Annotated in this window: 19 protein-coding genes; 7 read left to right on the top strand and 12 right to left on the bottom strand. The window is 68.5% G+C overall.

The window, feature by feature from the left end; genetic code table 11:
• Positions 1–121: 121 nt before the first annotated feature.
• The 4 genes from LTV02_RS26055 to sdhC are packed head-to-tail and all read right to left on the bottom strand — an operon-like array spanning position 122 to position 3,512.
• Positions 122–895: a succinate dehydrogenase iron-sulfur subunit gene (locus LTV02_RS26055; protein WP_233034476.1), complete on the bottom strand. Its 774-nt coding sequence runs from the start codon at positions 893–895 to the stop codon at positions 122–124.
• Entirely contained in the window at positions 895–2,646 is a 1,752-nt protein-coding gene (sdhA, locus tag LTV02_RS26050) for a succinate dehydrogenase flavoprotein subunit (protein ID WP_067720655.1), read from the bottom strand. Before sdhA ends, LTV02_RS26055 begins: the two co-directional genes overlap by 1 nt.
• Positions 2,647–2,680: 34 nt before the next feature.
• Positions 2,681–3,115, bottom strand: coding sequence for a succinate dehydrogenase hydrophobic membrane anchor subunit (locus LTV02_RS26045; protein ID WP_067720639.1), 435 nt, complete (start codon positions 3,113–3,115; stop codon positions 2,681–2,683).
• 1 nt (position 3,116) lies between these two features.
• Positions 3,117–3,512, bottom strand: a complete 396-nt coding sequence (sdhC, locus tag LTV02_RS26040) for a succinate dehydrogenase, cytochrome b556 subunit (RefSeq protein WP_084535632.1) — start codon at positions 3,510–3,512, stop codon at positions 3,117–3,119.
• 302 nt (positions 3,513–3,814) lie between these two features.
• Between sdhC and LTV02_RS26035 the strand changes: the two genes are divergently transcribed.
• From LTV02_RS26035 to LTV02_RS26015, 5 genes are all read left to right on the top strand, one after another.
• Entirely contained in the window at positions 3,815–4,216 is a 402-nt protein-coding gene (locus LTV02_RS26035) for a cytidine deaminase (protein WP_233034475.1), read from the top strand.
• A 20-nt stretch (positions 4,217–4,236) separates the two neighbouring features.
• Entirely contained in the window at positions 4,237–5,565 is a 1,329-nt protein-coding gene (locus tag LTV02_RS26030) for a thymidine phosphorylase (RefSeq protein ID WP_408639261.1), read from the top strand.
• 83 nt (positions 5,566–5,648) lie between these two features.
• Positions 5,649–5,921 (top strand): excalibur calcium-binding domain-containing protein, encoded by a 273-nt coding sequence (locus LTV02_RS39515; protein WP_332909533.1) that lies wholly within the window; start codon positions 5,649–5,651, stop codon positions 5,919–5,921.
• 112 nt (positions 5,922–6,033) lie between these two features.
• Positions 6,034–7,125 (top strand): adenosine deaminase, encoded by a 1,092-nt coding sequence (locus tag LTV02_RS26020; RefSeq protein ID WP_233034474.1) that lies wholly within the window; start codon positions 6,034–6,036, stop codon positions 7,123–7,125.
• Positions 7,126–7,243: 118 nt separating this feature from the next.
• Positions 7,244–7,720, top strand: coding sequence for a hypothetical protein (locus LTV02_RS26015; RefSeq protein WP_233034473.1), 477 nt, complete (start codon positions 7,244–7,246; stop codon positions 7,718–7,720).
• 59 nt (positions 7,721–7,779) lie between these two features.
• On the opposite strand, the gene LTV02_RS26010 is transcribed toward LTV02_RS26015, so the two are convergent.
• From LTV02_RS26010 to LTV02_RS25990, 5 genes are all read right to left on the bottom strand, one after another.
• Complete coding sequence (locus LTV02_RS26010; protein WP_233034472.1) at positions 7,780–9,033, bottom strand: primosomal protein; 1,254 nt, start codon at positions 9,031–9,033, stop codon at positions 7,780–7,782.
• A 26-nt stretch (positions 9,034–9,059) separates the two neighbouring features.
• Positions 9,060–9,389, bottom strand: a complete 330-nt coding sequence (locus LTV02_RS26005) for a YbaB/EbfC family DNA-binding protein (protein ID WP_233034470.1) — start codon at positions 9,387–9,389, stop codon at positions 9,060–9,062.
• Positions 9,386–9,730, bottom strand: a complete 345-nt coding sequence (locus tag LTV02_RS26000; protein WP_233034468.1) for a hypothetical protein — start codon at positions 9,728–9,730, stop codon at positions 9,386–9,388. The genes LTV02_RS26005 and LTV02_RS26000 overlap by 4 nt, the downstream gene beginning before the upstream one ends.
• Positions 9,727–10,896, bottom strand: a complete 1,170-nt coding sequence (locus LTV02_RS25995) for a C40 family peptidase (protein WP_233034466.1) — start codon at positions 10,894–10,896, stop codon at positions 9,727–9,729. The genes LTV02_RS26000 and LTV02_RS25995 overlap by 4 nt, the downstream gene beginning before the upstream one ends.
• Before the next feature lie 193 nt (positions 10,897–11,089).
• Positions 11,090–11,431 (bottom strand): type VII secretion target, encoded by a 342-nt coding sequence (locus LTV02_RS25990; RefSeq protein WP_233034465.1) that lies wholly within the window; start codon positions 11,429–11,431, stop codon positions 11,090–11,092.
• A 141-nt stretch (positions 11,432–11,572) separates the two neighbouring features.
• Here LTV02_RS25990 and upp point away from each other — a divergent pair, with 141 nt between their 5' ends.
• Positions 11,573–12,196, top strand: a complete 624-nt coding sequence (upp, locus tag LTV02_RS25985; protein ID WP_067720627.1) for a uracil phosphoribosyltransferase — start codon at positions 11,573–11,575, stop codon at positions 12,194–12,196.
• 5 nt (positions 12,197–12,201) lie between these two features.
• Here upp and LTV02_RS25980 read toward each other — a convergent pair whose 3' ends face one another.
• The 3 genes from LTV02_RS25980 to LTV02_RS25970 are packed head-to-tail and all read right to left on the bottom strand — an operon-like array spanning position 12,202 to position 14,837.
• Positions 12,202–12,438 carry a hypothetical protein gene (locus LTV02_RS25980; protein WP_067720626.1) on the bottom strand — a complete coding sequence of 79 codons (237 nt, stop codon included), beginning with the start codon at positions 12,436–12,438 and terminating at the stop codon, positions 12,202–12,204.
• Positions 12,439–12,446: 8 nt separating this feature from the next.
• A complete protein-coding gene (locus LTV02_RS25975) occupies positions 12,447–14,045 on the bottom strand; it encodes a phospho-sugar mutase (RefSeq protein ID WP_233034464.1) in 1,599 nt (532 codons plus the stop codon).
• 9 nt (positions 14,046–14,054) lie between these two features.
• Positions 14,055–14,837, bottom strand: coding sequence for a purine-nucleoside phosphorylase (locus LTV02_RS25970; protein WP_233034463.1), 783 nt, complete (start codon positions 14,835–14,837; stop codon positions 14,055–14,057).
• 148 nt (positions 14,838–14,985) lie between these two features.
• Here LTV02_RS25970 and LTV02_RS25965 point away from each other — a divergent pair, with 148 nt between their 5' ends.
• A complete protein-coding gene (locus tag LTV02_RS25965) occupies positions 14,986–15,690 on the top strand; it encodes an enoyl-CoA hydratase-related protein (protein ID WP_233034462.1) in 705 nt (234 codons plus the stop codon).
• Positions 15,691–15,756: the final 66 nt, after the last annotated feature.

The following is a 15,756-nucleotide window of genomic DNA, read 5'->3' as shown; positions in this document are numbered from 1 at the left end:
ATACGAAAGACCGCCCGCAGCCGAAGCTGCGGGCGGTCAGCGTATTTCGGTTGTCCGGGCGAATCTGCCCGCCGACCCAGGGGTTTCAGGGGCCTGCGCCCCTGAGAGTCCCGAGAGTTGGCTAGCGCGCGAAGAGCAGGGCGCGCTTGACTTCCTGGATCGCCTTGGTGACCTCGATGCCGCGGGGGCACGCGTCGGTGCAGTTGAAGGTGGTGCGGCAGCGCCACACGCCTTCGACGTCGTTCAGGATGTCCAGGCGCTCGCGGGCGCCCTCGTCACGGCTGTCGAAGATGAAGCGGTGCGCGTTCACGATCGCGGCCGGGCCGAAGTAGCTGCCGTCGCTCCAGTACACGGGGCAGGAGGTGGTGCAGCAGGCGCACAGGATGCACTTGGTGGTGTCATCGAAACGGGCGCGGTCGTGCTGGGACTGGATGCGCTCGTAGGTGGGCTCGTTGCCGGTGGTGATGAGGTACGGCTTGACCGCCTTGAACGCGTCGAAGAACGGCTCCATGTTCACCACGAGGTCCTTCTCCTGCGGCAGGCCGCGGATCGGTTCGACGGTGATGGTGATGTCCTTGCCGTTCTTGGGCAGCATGTCCTTCATGAGGATCTTGCAGGCCAGACGGTTGACGCCGTTGATGCGCATGGCATCCGAGCCGCAGACGCCGTGGGCGCAGGAGCGGCGGAAGGTGAGCGTGCCGTCCAGGTAGGACTTGATGTAGATCAGCACGTTCAGGAACCGGTCGGTGGGCAGCACCGGCACCTTGAATTCGTCCCAGTGCGCGCCCTTGTCGTCGTCCGGGTTGAAGCGGGCGACCTTGACCGTGATCATGGTCGAGCCGTCCGGCACCGGAGCCGGCTTCTGCGGAGCCGCCTGGTCGAGTGTGGCAGTCATCAGTACTTACGCTCCATCGGCTCGTAACGGGTCTGCACGACCGGCTTGTAGTCGAGACGGATTTCGGAGATGAGCTCCGGGCTCGTCTTGTACGCCATGGTGTGGCGCATGAAGTTGACGTCGTCGCGATCCGGGTAGTCCTCGCGGGCGTGGCCGCCGCGCGATTCCTTGCGGTTCACCGCGCCCGCCACCGTCACCTCGGCCAGCTCCAGCAGGAAGCCGAGCTCGACGGCCTCCAGCAGGTCGCTGTTGTAGCGACGGCCCTTGTCCTGCACGGTGATCCGCGAGTAGCGCTCCTTGAGCACCTGGATCTCCTCGAGCATGGACTTCAGCGACTCCTCGGTGCGGTACACACCGGCCTTGTCGTCCATGGAGTTCTGCAGATCGGTGCGGATGTCGGCGACGCGCTCGTTGCCGTGATCCGAGAGCAGACCGGCCAGCCAGTCCTGCACCATCTGCGCCGGGTTCTCCGGCATGTCGACGAACTCGGCGCGCTGCGCGTACTCGGCGGCCGCGATGCCGGCGCGACGGCCGAACACGTTGATGTCGAGCAGCGAGTTGGTGCCGAGACGGTTGGCGCCGTGCACGGAGACACAGGCGCACTCACCGGCGGCGTACAGGCCCGGGACGATATCGGTGTTGTTGCGCAGCACCTCGCCGCGGATGCGGGTCGGGATGCCACCCATCACGTAGTGACAGGTCGGCATGACCGGCACCGGCTCCTTGACCGGGTCCACGCCCAGGTAGGTGCGGGAGAACTCGGTGATGTCCGGGAGCTTCTCCTCCAGGACATCCTCGCCGAGGTGGGTCACGTCGATGAGCACGTAGTCCTTGTTCGGACCCGCGCCACGGCCCTCGCGCACCTCGAGCACCATGGAGCGCGCGACGATGTCACGCGGCGCCAGGTCCTTGATGGTCGGCGCGTAGCGCTCCATGAAGCGCTCGCCGGAGGCATTGCGCAGAATGCCGCCCTCGCCGCGGACCGCCTCGGAGATGAGGATGCCCAGGCCCGCCAGACCTGTCGGATGGAATTGGTGGAACTCCATGTCCTCCAGGGGCAGGCCCTTGCGGAACACGATCGCCATGCCGTCACCGGTGAGGGTGTGGGCATTGGAGGTGGTCTTGTACATGCGGCCCGAGCCGCCGGTGGCGAACACGATCGACTTCGCGTGGAAGACGTGCAGCTCGCCGGTCGCCAGCTCGTAGGCCACCACACCGGTCGCGATCGGGCCGTTGGAGCCCTCGGTGAGGATCAGGTCGAGCACGTAGAACTCGTTGAAGAACTCCACGTCGTGCTTGACGCAGTTCTGGTACAGCGTCTGCAGGATCATGTGGCCGGTGCGGTCGGCCGCGTAGCACGCGCGCCGCACGGGCGCCTTGCCGTGGTCACGGGTGTGGCCGCCGAAGCGCCGCTGGTCGATCTTGCCTTCGGGCGTGCGGTTGAACGGCAGGCCCATCTTCTCCAGATCGAGCACGGCATCGATGGCCTCCTTGGCCATGATCTCCGCGGCGTCCTGGTCCACCAGGTAGTCGCCACCCTTGACGGTGTCGAAGGTGTGCCACTCCCAGTTGTCCTCTTCGACGTTCGCGAGCGCGGCGCACATGCCGCCCTGCGCCGCACCGGTGTGAGAACGGGTGGGGTAGAGCTTGGTCAGGACGGCGGTGCGCACCCGAGGACCGGCCTCGATCGCCGCACGCATTCCAGCGCCACCGGCACCGACGATGACGACGTCGTAGCGGTGCTCCTGAATCGGTCGGGATTCACTCATGCGAGGTGGCCTGTTCCTAACTGCTGATGTTGGGATCGAAGGTGAAGATGACGTACGTGCCGGTGACCACGACCAGGATCATGGAGACGACCAGCAGGGTCTTCAGCCAGAACCGGGTGGAGTCCTTGCGGGCGTAGTCGTCGATGACCGTGCGCAGGCCGTTGCCGCCGTGCAGCTGGGCGAGCCACAGCATGCTCAGATCCCAGATCTGCCAGAACGGGGAGGCCCAGCGACCCGCCACGAAGGCGAAGTTCAGGCGCTGCACGCCGCCGTCGATCATCAGCATGATGAACATGTGGCCGATGACCAGGAACACCAGCAGCAGGCCGGAGGCGCGCATGAACAGCCACGCGTACTTCTCGAAGTTGCTGCCGCTCGCGCGGCGGGGCGCGCGGGGGGCGTCGAGGCTGGCCGGGCGGTCGTAGGACTTACCGAGAACAGGTGCGGTCATGTCAGTGCTCCGTCAGCAGGTAGAAGAGCTGGCGGCCGATGCCGGCGCCCGCGATCAGGATCCAGAGGGTCAGCACGACCCACAGCATCTGACGCTGGAAACGCGGGCCCTGCGACCAGAAGTCGACGAGGATGACGCGAATGCCGTTGAACGCGTGGAACAGCACGCAGACGACGAGACCCATCTCCATCAGGGCGACCAGCGGGTTCTTGTAGGTCTCGATCGCGCGGTCGTAGGTGTCCGGGCTGACTCGCACCAACGCGGTATCCAGTACGTGGACGAACAGGAAGAAGAAGATCGTCACGCCCGTGATGCGGTGCAGCGCCCACGACCACATGCCGGGGTCGCCACGGTAAAGGCTGCGCTTCGGCTTGGCCGGAGCTTCTAGCGTGGTCATAGAGTGCGGTGCCTCCAACGTCGTTGATGGACCCGGTCAGATCCGGCCGCGGAGCCGTTGGACTGTCGATAACACCTGCTCACACGTGGAATCGAAAATCCAGTGGCAGTGCTGCAGGCCCGCATTCGGGTACCTGAACCGATCTGAGGAGGACTCTAATCCCCGCGTGTAGGGGGAACTAATTCGGCGTGCCGCTCGTTGGCCGAAAATTGACCGACTTAGGTTTGCCTTTCCTGATTTTTCACACAGTGTGCGAAGGTATGCGCAAGGGTTGCCCCGCGTCCTCGGGAGGATGGTCTGATATGTCCGAAATTGACTGGAACACCTTGCGCGACAACGCTTTACAAGTAATGTCGAAAGCGTATGCACCGTACTCCCGATTCCCCGTCGGGGCGGCCGCTCTCACTTCCTCCGGCGCCGTTGTGAGCGGCTGCAATGTGGAAAATATCTCATACGGACTGGGCCTCTGCGCCGAATGTGTACTGGTCGGTAACTTGATTTCCGCCGGAGCGGGGCGCTTGATCGCCGTTTCGGTGTGCGACTCGCGCGGCGAAATTCTCATGCCCTGCGGACGGTGCCGGCAGATCCTGCTCGAGCACGGCGGACCCGACCTGCTCGTCGACCATCGCAGCGGGCCGACCCCGCTGAAGATGCTGCTGCCCGACTACTTCGGGCCCGAGGACCTGGAAGCCGGGCAGCTGTAGTCCTTTCCGCCGCGCCGCGCATGACGGGGGAGCGCGCGGCGTGCCAGGGTGGAGGGGTGAGTGTGCACTCTGCGGTGGACGTGATCCGGGCCAAGCGCGACGGCGGCGAGCTGAGCGACGCGCAAATCGATTGGGTGGTGGACGCGTTCACGCGCGGTGAGGTAGCCGACGAACAGATGTCGGCGCTGGCCATGGCGATATTGCTGCGCGGGATGACGCGCCGGGAGACCGCGCGCTGGACCGCCGCCATGATCGAATCCGGCAGCCGGATGGACTTCACCGACCTGCCCCGCCCGACCGTGGACAAACACTCCACCGGCGGGGTCGGCGACAAGATCACGCTGCCGCTGGCCCCGCTGGTCGCCGCCTGCGGGGCCGCGGTGCCGCAGCTGTCCGGGCGCGGATTGGGGCACACCGGCGGCACTCTCGACAAACTGGAGGCGATTCCGGGCTGGCAGGCCGACCTTTCGGCCGCGCGCATGCGGGAGATCCTGGCGGATCCGGGGATCGGGGCCGTGGTGTGCGCGGCCGGGGCCGACCTGGCGCCCGCCGACAAACGGCTCTACGCGCTGCGTGACGTGACCGGGACGGTGGAATCCATCCCCCTGATCGCCAGCTCCATCATGAGCAAGAAGATCGCCGAGGGGACCGGGGCGCTGGTGCTCGACGTCAAGGTCGGGTCCGGGGCCTTCATGAAACGGCTGGACCAGGCGCGCGAATTGGCCACCGCCATGGTCGAACTCGGGCTCGACGCCGGGGTGAAGACCGTGGCCCTGCTCACGGCCATGGACACGCCGCTGGGCTGCACCGCCGGAAACTCCCTGGAAGTCGCCGAATCCCTCGATGTGCTGGCGGGCGGCGGGCCCGCCGACGTGGTCGACCTCACCCTGGCGCTGGCCCGGGAAATGCTGGCGCAGGCCGGAATCGACGGCATCGATCCCGCGGACGCGCTGGCCGACGGGCGGGCCATGGACCAGTGGCGGGCCATGATCGCGGCGCAGGGCGGCGATCCGGACGCGCCGCTGCCGCAGGCCGCGCACACCGAGATCGTGCGCGCGCCCGCCACCGGGGTGCTGACCCGGCTCGATGCCATGGGCGTCGGGCTGGCGGCCTGGCGGCTCGGGGCCGGGCGGGCGCGGCAGGGGGATCCGGTGCAGTTCGGGGCCGGTATCGAAATGCATTTCAAGCCGGGCGATCCGGTGGCGGCGGGGCAGCCGCTGCTGACGCTGCACACCGACACGCCCGAGGCGTTCCCCGCGGCGCTGGCTGCCCTGGACGGCGCGTACGCCGTCGGCGAGCTCGGCCAGGTGGCGGCCGGACAGGTGATCCTCGACCGCATCGGCGACTGACTGGCCTCGGCGGCTGCCCGCTCGTCATCCCGGCGTGCTTTCGGCCGGGATCTCACTTCTCGGGCGCGGTTAGCCTGGAGAAGGTGAATCGCAGAAACGAACGCCGATTACGCGGGACGGTCGCGGCGGGCCTGGGCGCGCTGGCGCTGGGCATCGCGCTGCCGCTGACCATGACCCAGGCCGCCGCCGAACCGCGCATCGATATCAACCCGCCCCAAACTTCCAAGGCCCAGCCGTATCCGTACTACTCCAGCTGCGCCGAGGTGCGCTCGAAGGGCAAGGCCCCGCTGTACGCCGGTCAACCCGGCTACACGGCCTATCTGGACCCCGACGGGAACGGTGTGGCCTGCGGCTAGCAGGTGACGATCGCGTTGATCCCAGCAACGCGTGGGCAACGACACGCCAACGTGCGAGTGGACACAGGCGAACTGTCATGCCGCAGAACGAGAATGCGGCTACCGTTTCTACATGACTGGACCGACGCCGCTGACCCTCGCTTCGATCCGCCAGGCGCCCAAGGCGGTCCTGCACGACCACCTGGACGGCGGCCTGCGACCCGCCACGGTACTGGAACTGGCCCGCGACTGCGGGTACGACCAGTTACCGGCAGGCGATGCCGAAACCCTGGGCAACTGGTTCCGGGACGCCGCCGACAGCGGATCGCTCGAGCGGTACCTGGAGACCTTCGCCCACACCGTGGCCGTCATGCAGACCCCCGAAGGGCTGCGGCGGGTGGCGCGCGAATGCGCCGAGGACCTGGCCGCCGACGGGGTGGTGTACGCCGAGGTGCGGTTCGCGCCCGAACAGCACCTGGAGAACGGGCTCACCCTCGACGAGGTGGTCGAGCACACCATCGCCGGATTCCGCGAAGGCGAAGCCCTGGCCGCCGCCGCGGGCACACCCATTCGCGTCACCTGCCTGCTCACCGCCATGCGCCATGCCGCACGCTCGCGGGAGATCGCCGAACTCACCGTGCGCTGGCGCGATCGCGGCGTCGGCGGGTTCGATATCGCCGGCGCGGAAGCGGGCTACCCGCCCTCCCGCCACCTCGACGCGTTCGACTACATGCGGGCCAACCACGCCCACTTCACCATTCACGCCGGCGAGGCCTTCGGCCTGCCCTCCATCCACGAGGCCCTGGCCTTCTGCGGCTGCGACCGGCTCGGCCACGGCGTGCGCATCACCGACGACATCACCGACTCCGCCGACGGACCGAAGCTCGGCCTGGTCGCGAACTACGTGCGGGACATGCGAATTCCGCTCGAACTGTGTCCCAGCTCCAACGTTCAGACCGGCGCCGTGCCCTCGCTCGACAAGCACCCCTTCGACCTGCTTGCCCGGCTCCGCTTCCGCGTCACCGTCAACACCGACAACCGGCTGATGAGCGACACCTCCATGAGCCAGGAAATGCTCAAGCTCTCACAGACTTTCGGCTACGGCTGGAGCGACCTCGAGCGCTTCACCATCAATGCCATGAAGTCCGCCTTCATCCCCTTCCCGGACCGGCTGCGCATCATCGACGAGGTGATCAAGCCGGGGTACGCGGTACTGCTCGGTTGAGCGTTCCACAGTCGCCGGATGTGGTGCAGCCCAAGGAAATACCGCTAGTGAAATAATGGTGTTTCAATAACATTCGAACCGGCGGCCAAGTGGGCCGCCGGAAGGATGACCGCACCGCATGACGAAACGACTGATCGGCGGCTTGGCCGCCGCCCTGCTCGCTGCCCTCACCGCGCCGGCGCTACTGGCCGGTCCCGCGTCAGCTCGGGTCGAGGCGATCTCGGTGACGGTCGGCCACGACGTCCCGCAGAACTGCGAGGTCGGGGAAAGCTGCCGCATCACCGTCGAGACGTTCGGCTTCGACCGGAAGGACCCGGTGACCCTCACGATCGACGGCGTGGTGGTTTTGGATCGGGTAGCCCCGGCCGTCACGTCCACCAGTTCGGTGGTGGTCCATTTCTGGCAGCCTCAGGCCAACGGTGCTCACACGATCAGCGCTACCCAGGGCTCCTCGACGAAATCGGTGACCCTGACGCTGCCCGGCGATGTCGGCTGGCATCCGCAGCGAGTGATCGTCCCGATTCTGGATGCGCTCCTGGTGAATCTCGGCTCGGTGGATTCATCGACCATGTCGTCGCAGGGGAGCAGTCGCTAGACGCGCGTGCCCGAAGGTATTCGCCGTGGCCGCAACGGATTACGGCCACGGCGCGGGGATCACGCCTTGTTGAGCCGGGTTTCGAAGGCTTCCTGGAGCACCTTCCACGCCTCGGCCTCGGCCTGGAACGGCGGGTTCGGGGCCATCCGGGTGGGGTCCGGGTTGAGCAGGTAGGAGACGTACCAGCCGAGCGGGGTGGAGACGGCCAGGGCGGCTTCGACGGTGTCGTCGTCGGCGTAATCGGCGGCGTCGGTGAACAATTCGACGGCGAGGTCGAGCTGGTCGGTGTCGACCGCCTGGGGGCCTTCGGCCAGATCGTCGGCCAGGCCGGGGAGGACGTAGACGTTCTCGTCGTCGACCTCGACTTCGAGGGAGCCGTCGACGGCGGCGGTCTGGACGTCGCCGTAGGTGCTCACCCGGGCGAGGTCGTGCTCGTGGTCGTCGGCCAGGTAGCGGGCCAGGGCGCGCTCGGAACCGAAGACGGTGATCTTGCCGTCGGTGCCCAGGAAGATGGGCTCGTCGTCGACGTAGCAGCGCAGGGTGAAGAAGGTGCCGTCCGAGGTCACGATCTTGACCGGGTCGATGCCGATCTCGTGCCAGAACGACAGGTCCTCGTCGTCCTCGTCCTCGTCGTCCTCATCGAGATCGACGGGCTCGAACTCGGACTCCTCGTCGCTGTCCGCCGCGTCCTCGGCATCCACGACATTCTCTTCCGCCGCAAGCAGTTCCGCCTCCGCGACGGCGACCGCGTCGGCGTCCACCTCCGGGAGCGAGACCACCGAGTCGACGGCGTCCAGCACCGCGTCCCAGTCCTTGGCGATGGCCGCGCCGATCTGGTTCCAGAGTTCCTCGCCCTCCTGGCCGGCGAAGGCGCTCACGCCCGCGGGCAGCGCGCCCAGCACCGGGTGCGAGCCGAAGAACTTGATGACGGTGTCGAGCTCGCACACGTCACCGAGATTGCGGACGATATCGAGGGTCTCCTCGAGCTCGGACACCACCTCGGGGTCCGGGTCCTCGGCGGCCAGCTCGGGCACGCCGACCAGATCGAAGACGAACTGCTCCTCGGGCTCCAGTTCGGCGGCGGACAGACCAGCGATGATCTTCCAGGCCGGATGGTCCACGAGATCGTTGTCGGAGTTGGTGCGAATGAACGCGGCCAGCTCCGCGACGGACTCGAAACCGTACAGGTCTTCCTCGTGACCGAGGAATGCCTGCCACTCATCGTCACCGTCTCGCCAGCGCGGTGCCCACAGGGTGACGAGATCGCCTTTGGTCAGGCCGAGCGCGATCGGGACGATGTCTCCAGAAGCCATGACCGGAAGCCTATCTAGTGCCCGCCTCAGGCACTATCCGGGCCGCCCCTCACATTTCCGGCCGGGAACGACTTGTTCAGTTCGGCAAGGATCTTGGCGCGTTCGGCGGTGGCCGCGGCGGCGGCCTGCTGGGCGGTCCACAGCATCAACTGGGCAACCTCCGCGGGCGGCCGGGAAGTCACCGATTCGGCCAGCCACAAGCCGGTCAGCGCGCCTTCCCCATCCACCTCGGCGGTGCAGGAACCGTCTTCCGAGGTGTAGCGGGCACGGAGATTCCGCAGCCCCGCCAGCGTGGATTCCAGGGCTTCCAGCTGGTTCGCGGCCCCGTTCACCAGGGCGTCCATCTCCCCGCTCATGCGTTGCGCGTCCAGCTGGTGGGGCCGGTGTCCTGATCGTCGAGGCGATCGAGTTCGTCGGCCGCGGCCCGGCGGGTGGGCAGCCCGAGCCGGTCGAGCGCTTCGTCCGGCATGCCCGCCTCGGCCAGGATCTCGCGCCGCCGCGACTTCGCCACGATCGCCGACCGCCGGGTCAGCCGCAGCACCTCGTCGGCGAGAGCCTGTGCGCCGTAGCGGTATTCGCCGCGCTCGAACCGGATCTCCACCGGCATGCCCTGATCGGTCGCGTGCACCGTGACGGTCCCGGCGCGATTAGCGCTCGCGGCCACCGTCACCTTCGGAACAGCATCCGGCCCACTCATGCGGTCGGCCTGTAGAACCCGAGGAATCGCATACCGCTGTTCTCCGTCCTGATCGCGCCGACCTGCACCGGATCACCTGCTTCGACCAATTGCCCGTTCCCGATCACCATTGCCACGTGCCCGTCCCACACCGCCAGATCCCCGGGCATCAAGTCCCCTGGACCCACGCGCAGATGCCCGTCGCCCTGTTCCTGCGCCAACCGCGGCAATCGCACCCCGGCCTCGCCGTAAGCCCACTGCGTCAACCCGCTGCAATCCAGCCCCGCACCGGGCGTCGTGCCGCCCCACACGTACGGCGTCCCCACCGCACTCAGCGCATTCCGCACCGCGTCCGCGGCCTGCTGGTTGGGCGCTACCACGGTACTGCCATCCGGAAGCGTCACCTGCACCCCGGTTCCCGCCGGGCTCGTCCGTGGCTCCGCTCCCGCCGTTCCGCCCCGGCCGGCGGACTGGCCGTCCCGCCCGCGCGCACCGGTCGACGAGGCAGGCGTGGTCATCAGCCCACTCACCATCGATGCCCCGGATTCCACCACCTTCCCGCCGCTCGACAACACCGTCGAACCGGATTGCGCCACATCACTGTTCGCCGCCGTGGTCACCGAGGCGGGCATCACCGCGCCGCCCGCCTCCGCCACCGGAATCCCCGCCGGTGCGGGCGCCGGAATCGGCGTGATCAACTCGCGCATCGCCGCCGTCTCACCCGCCAATTCACCCCGCACCCGCTCGACCACCCGCACCGCTCGCCCGAGATGGTCGACGGCCGAACCGACGATCGCCGTGATCCCCGCCGGCGAAACCGCCGTCGCCCCGAGCAGCTCCACCGAGTCGAGGAACGACCGCAGGATCTTCTCCAGCTCCTTCCGCCCTTGCGCGATGGCCGCCTCGACCCGCTCCACCCCGGCCGCCATGGCCGTCCCCCGGTCGGACAAGGTGACCGCGCTCGTCTGCACCCGCAGCGCCTTGTCCATCGCGGCATCCCCGCCCCGGCTCTGCCACCCCGCGTACAACCCGTTGATCCCGCCGCGCCCCGCCGCGTGCACCTCGTCGATCGTCGCCGAGCCTTCCCGCAGCAGCGCCGCCGATCCGGATGCCCCACCGGCCCCGAAACTCGCCCCCAGCGCCTCGATCGGCCGCGCCAGCGCCCCCACATCCAATAACCCGCTCATGCGTCGACCCCCGTCCGGAGGGTGGCGAGCCGGCGGTTGTTCGCGTGACGACAGCCGGACAGGGCAGGGGCGGCGTTGCGTGACGCCGTGCTGCCGCTGCGCCCGCGCGACGCGTGGGCGTCACCTGCCCGGCTGATGCGAGCTGAACTGCTGACAGCCGGGTTTCCCGATTTCGCGGCGGTTTTTCGGGTGGTCATGCGCTCTGCTCCGGGTTGGATGTGGCCTCGGCGGTGCTGATTCGCAGGGCGGCGGCGTAGGTGTCGTCGATGGTGGTGCAGGCCGTGGCGCCGCCGGTGGTGGCCAGTCCGAGGCTGGTCAGGACGGCGGCTAGGTCGGTGAGGGTGGTGGTGTGGGTGGTCAGGGCCGCGGTGAAGGCGGTGCGGAAGTCGGCGCCGATGAGGCCGAAGGCGGGGGTGAGTAGGAGGGGGTCGGCGGCCGCGGTGCGGGCGGCGGTCGCGGCGAGGGTGGCGGCCATGGTGTGGGCGGTGGCGGCGTAGGCGGCAATGGCGTTGGGGTCGAGCGTGATTCGGTGCATGGGTGCCCCCGTGGTGGCCGGTCGCTGGGTGGTCGGGTCCTGTGTGGGGTTGGACGCGCGGGGCGGGGGAGCGGTTCCACCGATTCCGGGAAATCTGACCGGTGGGGATCTTGGTCCGGTTCTCTGACCTATCGTTTTCTTATGCGCACTCACGTCGTGGACCATCCGCTCGCTGCCGCTTTGCTGACCACCATGCGGGATGAGCGCACCCCGAATCCGACATTCCGGGCGGCGCTGCGGGAGCTGACCGGGATGCTGGTGTACGAGGCCATGCGGGACGCGCCGATCGCCACCTTCCCGATCGCCACGCCGGTCGCGGCGGCCGAGGGCATCCGGCTGGCCGCGCCGCCGCTGCTGGTGCCGGTGCTGCGCGCGGGGCTGGGGATGGTGGAGACCGCCGAGAATCTGATTCCGGACGCCCGGATCGGGTTCGTGGGGGTGGCGCGCGACGAGAAGACGCATCAGCCGACGCCCTACATGGAATCGCTGCCCGAGGATCTGTCGCACACGCCCGTGTTCGTGCTCGATCCGATGCTGGCCACCGGCGGGTCCATGGTCTACACCCTCGAATTGCTGGCCACCCGGCGCGCGCGGGACATCACGGTGCTGAGCGTGGTGGCCGCCCCGGACGGCATTGCGGCACTGGAGAAGTCCGGGCTCGCCAACCGGTTCTTCACCGCGTCGATCGACCGCGGGCTGAACTCGGACGCCTACATCGTGCCCGGGCTCGGCGACGCGGGCGACCGCCAATTCGGGCCGCGCTGAGCGGGTTACCGGCGCGGCCGCCAGGCCTGCGGCGCGAACAGTTCCAGGTGGGTGCAGGATTTGCAGCGGAAGGCATGCACCTGGAAGCGCGGTTTGCCCATGCGCTTGGCGCCGCCGAACACGCCGACTTCGAGCGGTCCCGGAATCCACCTGGTGTACCCGGCCGAGGAGTCACCGGAGTCGTCGAGAAATCCCGTTTCCAGATCCGAGCTTCCGCAGTGCGTACAGGTCTGATCGCTCACGGGCCACCTCACAGCTTTTCGCAGAACTCCCGGATATAGGAAAGCCTAAGTGCGGCAGCGGCCTTCGCGGGCGCGATTGCCGCATCCGAGATCACCGGCTCGAACACCTCCAGGTAGCACTTGAGCTTCGGTTCGGTCCCCGAGGGCCGCACCACCACCCGCAGCGATTCGCCTTCGAAGATCAGCGCATCGGTCCGCATGGGCCCGCGCACCGCCGCCAGATCCGTGAGCGTGACGGCCTCTCCCGCGATCTCGGTGGGCGGCGTCTCCCGCAACCGCGCGACCACCGCCGCGGCCTCCTCGGCATCGGCCAGGCGCAACGACACCTGATCCCCGGCGTGCACCCCGAACTCGACCGCGTACGCATCGAGCACGTCGTCCACGGTCCGCCCGGCCGCCTTCAACTGCGCGACCAGGTCCGCCGCCAGCACCGCCGCCGAGATCCCGTCCTTGTCCCGCACCGCCGACGGATCCACGCAGTGCCCGATCGCCTCCTCGTACGCGTACACGAGCCCCTCGCCCGCCCGCGCCAGCCACTTGAACCCCGTCAACGTCTCCGCGTACCGCGCCCCGCGCGCCGGAGCCAGCTTGCTCAGCAGCCGCGACGACACGATCGTGGTGGCGACGAGTGAATCCGGTGTGGCCGTGCGCAATACGAAATCCCCGAGCAGCACCCCGGTTTCGTCCCCGCGCAGCATTCGCCATCCGTCCGGCCCGGGCACCCCCACCGCGCACCGGTCGGCGTCCGGATCCAGCGCGATGGCGATATCGGCGTCGAGCCGTTCCGCCAACTCCAGCAAGAGATCCGACGCCCCCGGCTCCTCCGGATTCGGGAACGCCACCGTCGGAAAATCCGGATCCGGCGCGAATTGCTCGGTCACCACGACGATGTCGGAGAACCCGGCCTTCCGCAGCGCCGCGGTCGCGAGTTCGCCGCCCACACCGTGCATGGCCGTCAACGCGATCCGAATATCGCCGCGCTCCGCGGGAATCCGGCCCAACGGCCCGCCGAGTTCTTCGCCCGGCTCCCGGTTCGCCTCGCCGCCGATAGTCTCGGGCAGCACCGCGACCCGCGCCAGGTAGCGGCGGACGATCTCCTCACCCATCGCCTCGGCCGAGGTCTCGTCCGGGAGGTCGAGCAGGCTCGGTTTCGGGGCGCCCGGCGTGGGATCGCTGCGGGGGATGCGGCCGTGCACGGCGTCGATGTGGCGTTCGATCTCGGCGTCGGCGGGCGGGACCAGCTGGGAGCCGCCGTCGAGGTAGAGCTTGTAGCCGTTGTCGGTGGCCGGGTTGTGCGAGGCGGTGATCTGTACGCCCGCGACCGCGCCCAGCGCGCGGACCGCGTAGGCCACCACCGGGGTGGGGAGGGGGCGGGGGAGGGGCAGTACGGAGAAGCCCGCCGCGGCGAAGACCTCCGCTGTCGCCACGGCGAATTCGACGGAGCCGTGGCGGGCGTCGTAGCCGACGATCACCAGCCCGCCGCCCAGGCAGCGGTCCCGCAACCAGGCGGCGATGCCCGCGCTCGCGCGCGACACCGTCTCGACGTTCATTCCGTCCGGTCCGTCTTGCAGCGGACCGCGCAGTCCGGCGGTGCCGAAGCGCAGCATGCGCGTCTCCTAGAGTCGTTCCAGCACGCCGCGCAGGAGTTTGCCCAATCGGGTTGCGGCGGCGTGACCTTCGGCGAGCACCTCCGCGTGGGACAGGTGCGCGCCGGTCATGCCGGCGGCGAGGTTGGTGACCAGCGAGATGCCGAGCACGCGGGCGCCCGCGGCCCGGCAGGCGATGGCCTCCAACACGGTGGACATACCCACCAGATCGGCGCCCATCGTCCGGAGCATGCGGATTTCGGCCGGGGTCTCGTACTGCGGGCCGGTGAGCCCCGCGTACACGCCCTCGGTGAGGGTGGGGTCGATTTCCTTTGCCAGCGCCCGCAATTCGGGATCCCAGGCATCGACCAGATCGACGAAGTTCGCGCCGGTCAGCGGCGTGCGCCCGGTCAGATTGAGATGGTCGCTGATCAGTACCGCCTCGCCGACCCGCAGCCCCTCGCGAATCCCGCCCGCCGCATTGGTGAGCAGAACGGTGTCCGCGCCCGCGGCCACGGCGGTGCGGACGTTGTGCACGACCTGCGCCGGCTCGTGCCCTTCGTAGAGGTGCTGGCGCCCCATGAGCAGCAGCACCGGCGACTCGTCCACGTGGACGGAAACGATCGTGCCCTGATGCCCCTGGGCGGTGGGCGACCCGAATCCCGGCACTTCGGCCATGGGAATCGTATGGTCGGGTTCCCCGATCTGAGCGGCGGCTTCCTGCCAGCCGGATCCGAGGATCACCGCGACCCGGTGTTTCTGCACTCCCGTACGTTCGGCGATCGCCTGCGCGGCGGCCTGTTCGGCTAGCATGTCCGCCACCCTAGTCGCAGGCGATCTAGCGTGCTCGGGCACGCCGCCGACCTGCCGGTTTCGCCCTTTTTTCGCTGGGCCCGCGCCACCGCTACGCAAGAGCTACCCGTCGGTAGGTAGCGCGACCGGCCCCCGCTACGCTTCCCCCATGCCGTACTTGAAGCGTGATGGGGACGTGTTCGTGCTGTACCTCGGAACCGAGGGCCAGGACATCGACAGCGACAACCGATTCCATCCGGACTGGATCGAGTCGGTGCACGCGCTGCTCGACGAGGTCGAGGCGTCCGAGGGCCCGGCCGCGCTGGTCGTGACCGCCAACGGCAAGTTCTTCTCCAATGGCCTGGACACCGAATGGCTGTTCGGCAATTTCGACAAGAACTGCTGGTACCTGGACCGCGTCCACTCTCTCTACACCCGCCTGCTGGGCTTCCAGATGCCGACGATCGCGGCCGTCAACGGGCACGCCTTCGGCGCCGGCGCCATGCTGGCCACCTCCTGCGATTTCCGCATCATGCGCGCGGACCGCGGTTTCTGGTGCCTGCCCGAGGTGCACCTGGGCATGCCGTTCACCGTCGCCATGAACGCTCTGGTCACCGAGCGCCTCACCAATCAGGTTGCGGTGGAGGCCATGACGACCGGTCGCCGCTACGCCGCCGATGACGCCATCGCCGCGGGCATCGTGGACGGCAAGACGGATGCCGAGTCGTTGCTCGCCACCGCCGTGGCCCGCGCCGACGAGCTGAAGGGCAATCGCAAGCCCAACCTGCCCGTGATCAAGCGCGCCCTGCATCAGCGCGCGCTGGCCGGCCTCGCGGTGGAGACCACCCCGGAGAACCTGGCTTTCAGCATCTGACGATTCCACCCCCTGGGCTGCGGCCCGGCGCCCCCGGAAGGGGCGGGGGCGGGGCGGTGATTCCCC

The organism is Nocardia yamanashiensis (assembly GCF_021183565.1).
Taxonomy (GTDB): domain Bacteria; phylum Actinomycetota; class Actinomycetes; order Mycobacteriales; family Mycobacteriaceae; genus Nocardia; species Nocardia yamanashiensis.
The sequence above is the reverse complement of the archived record's forward strand: the minus strand, read 5'-3'. Positions and strand labels throughout refer to the sequence as shown.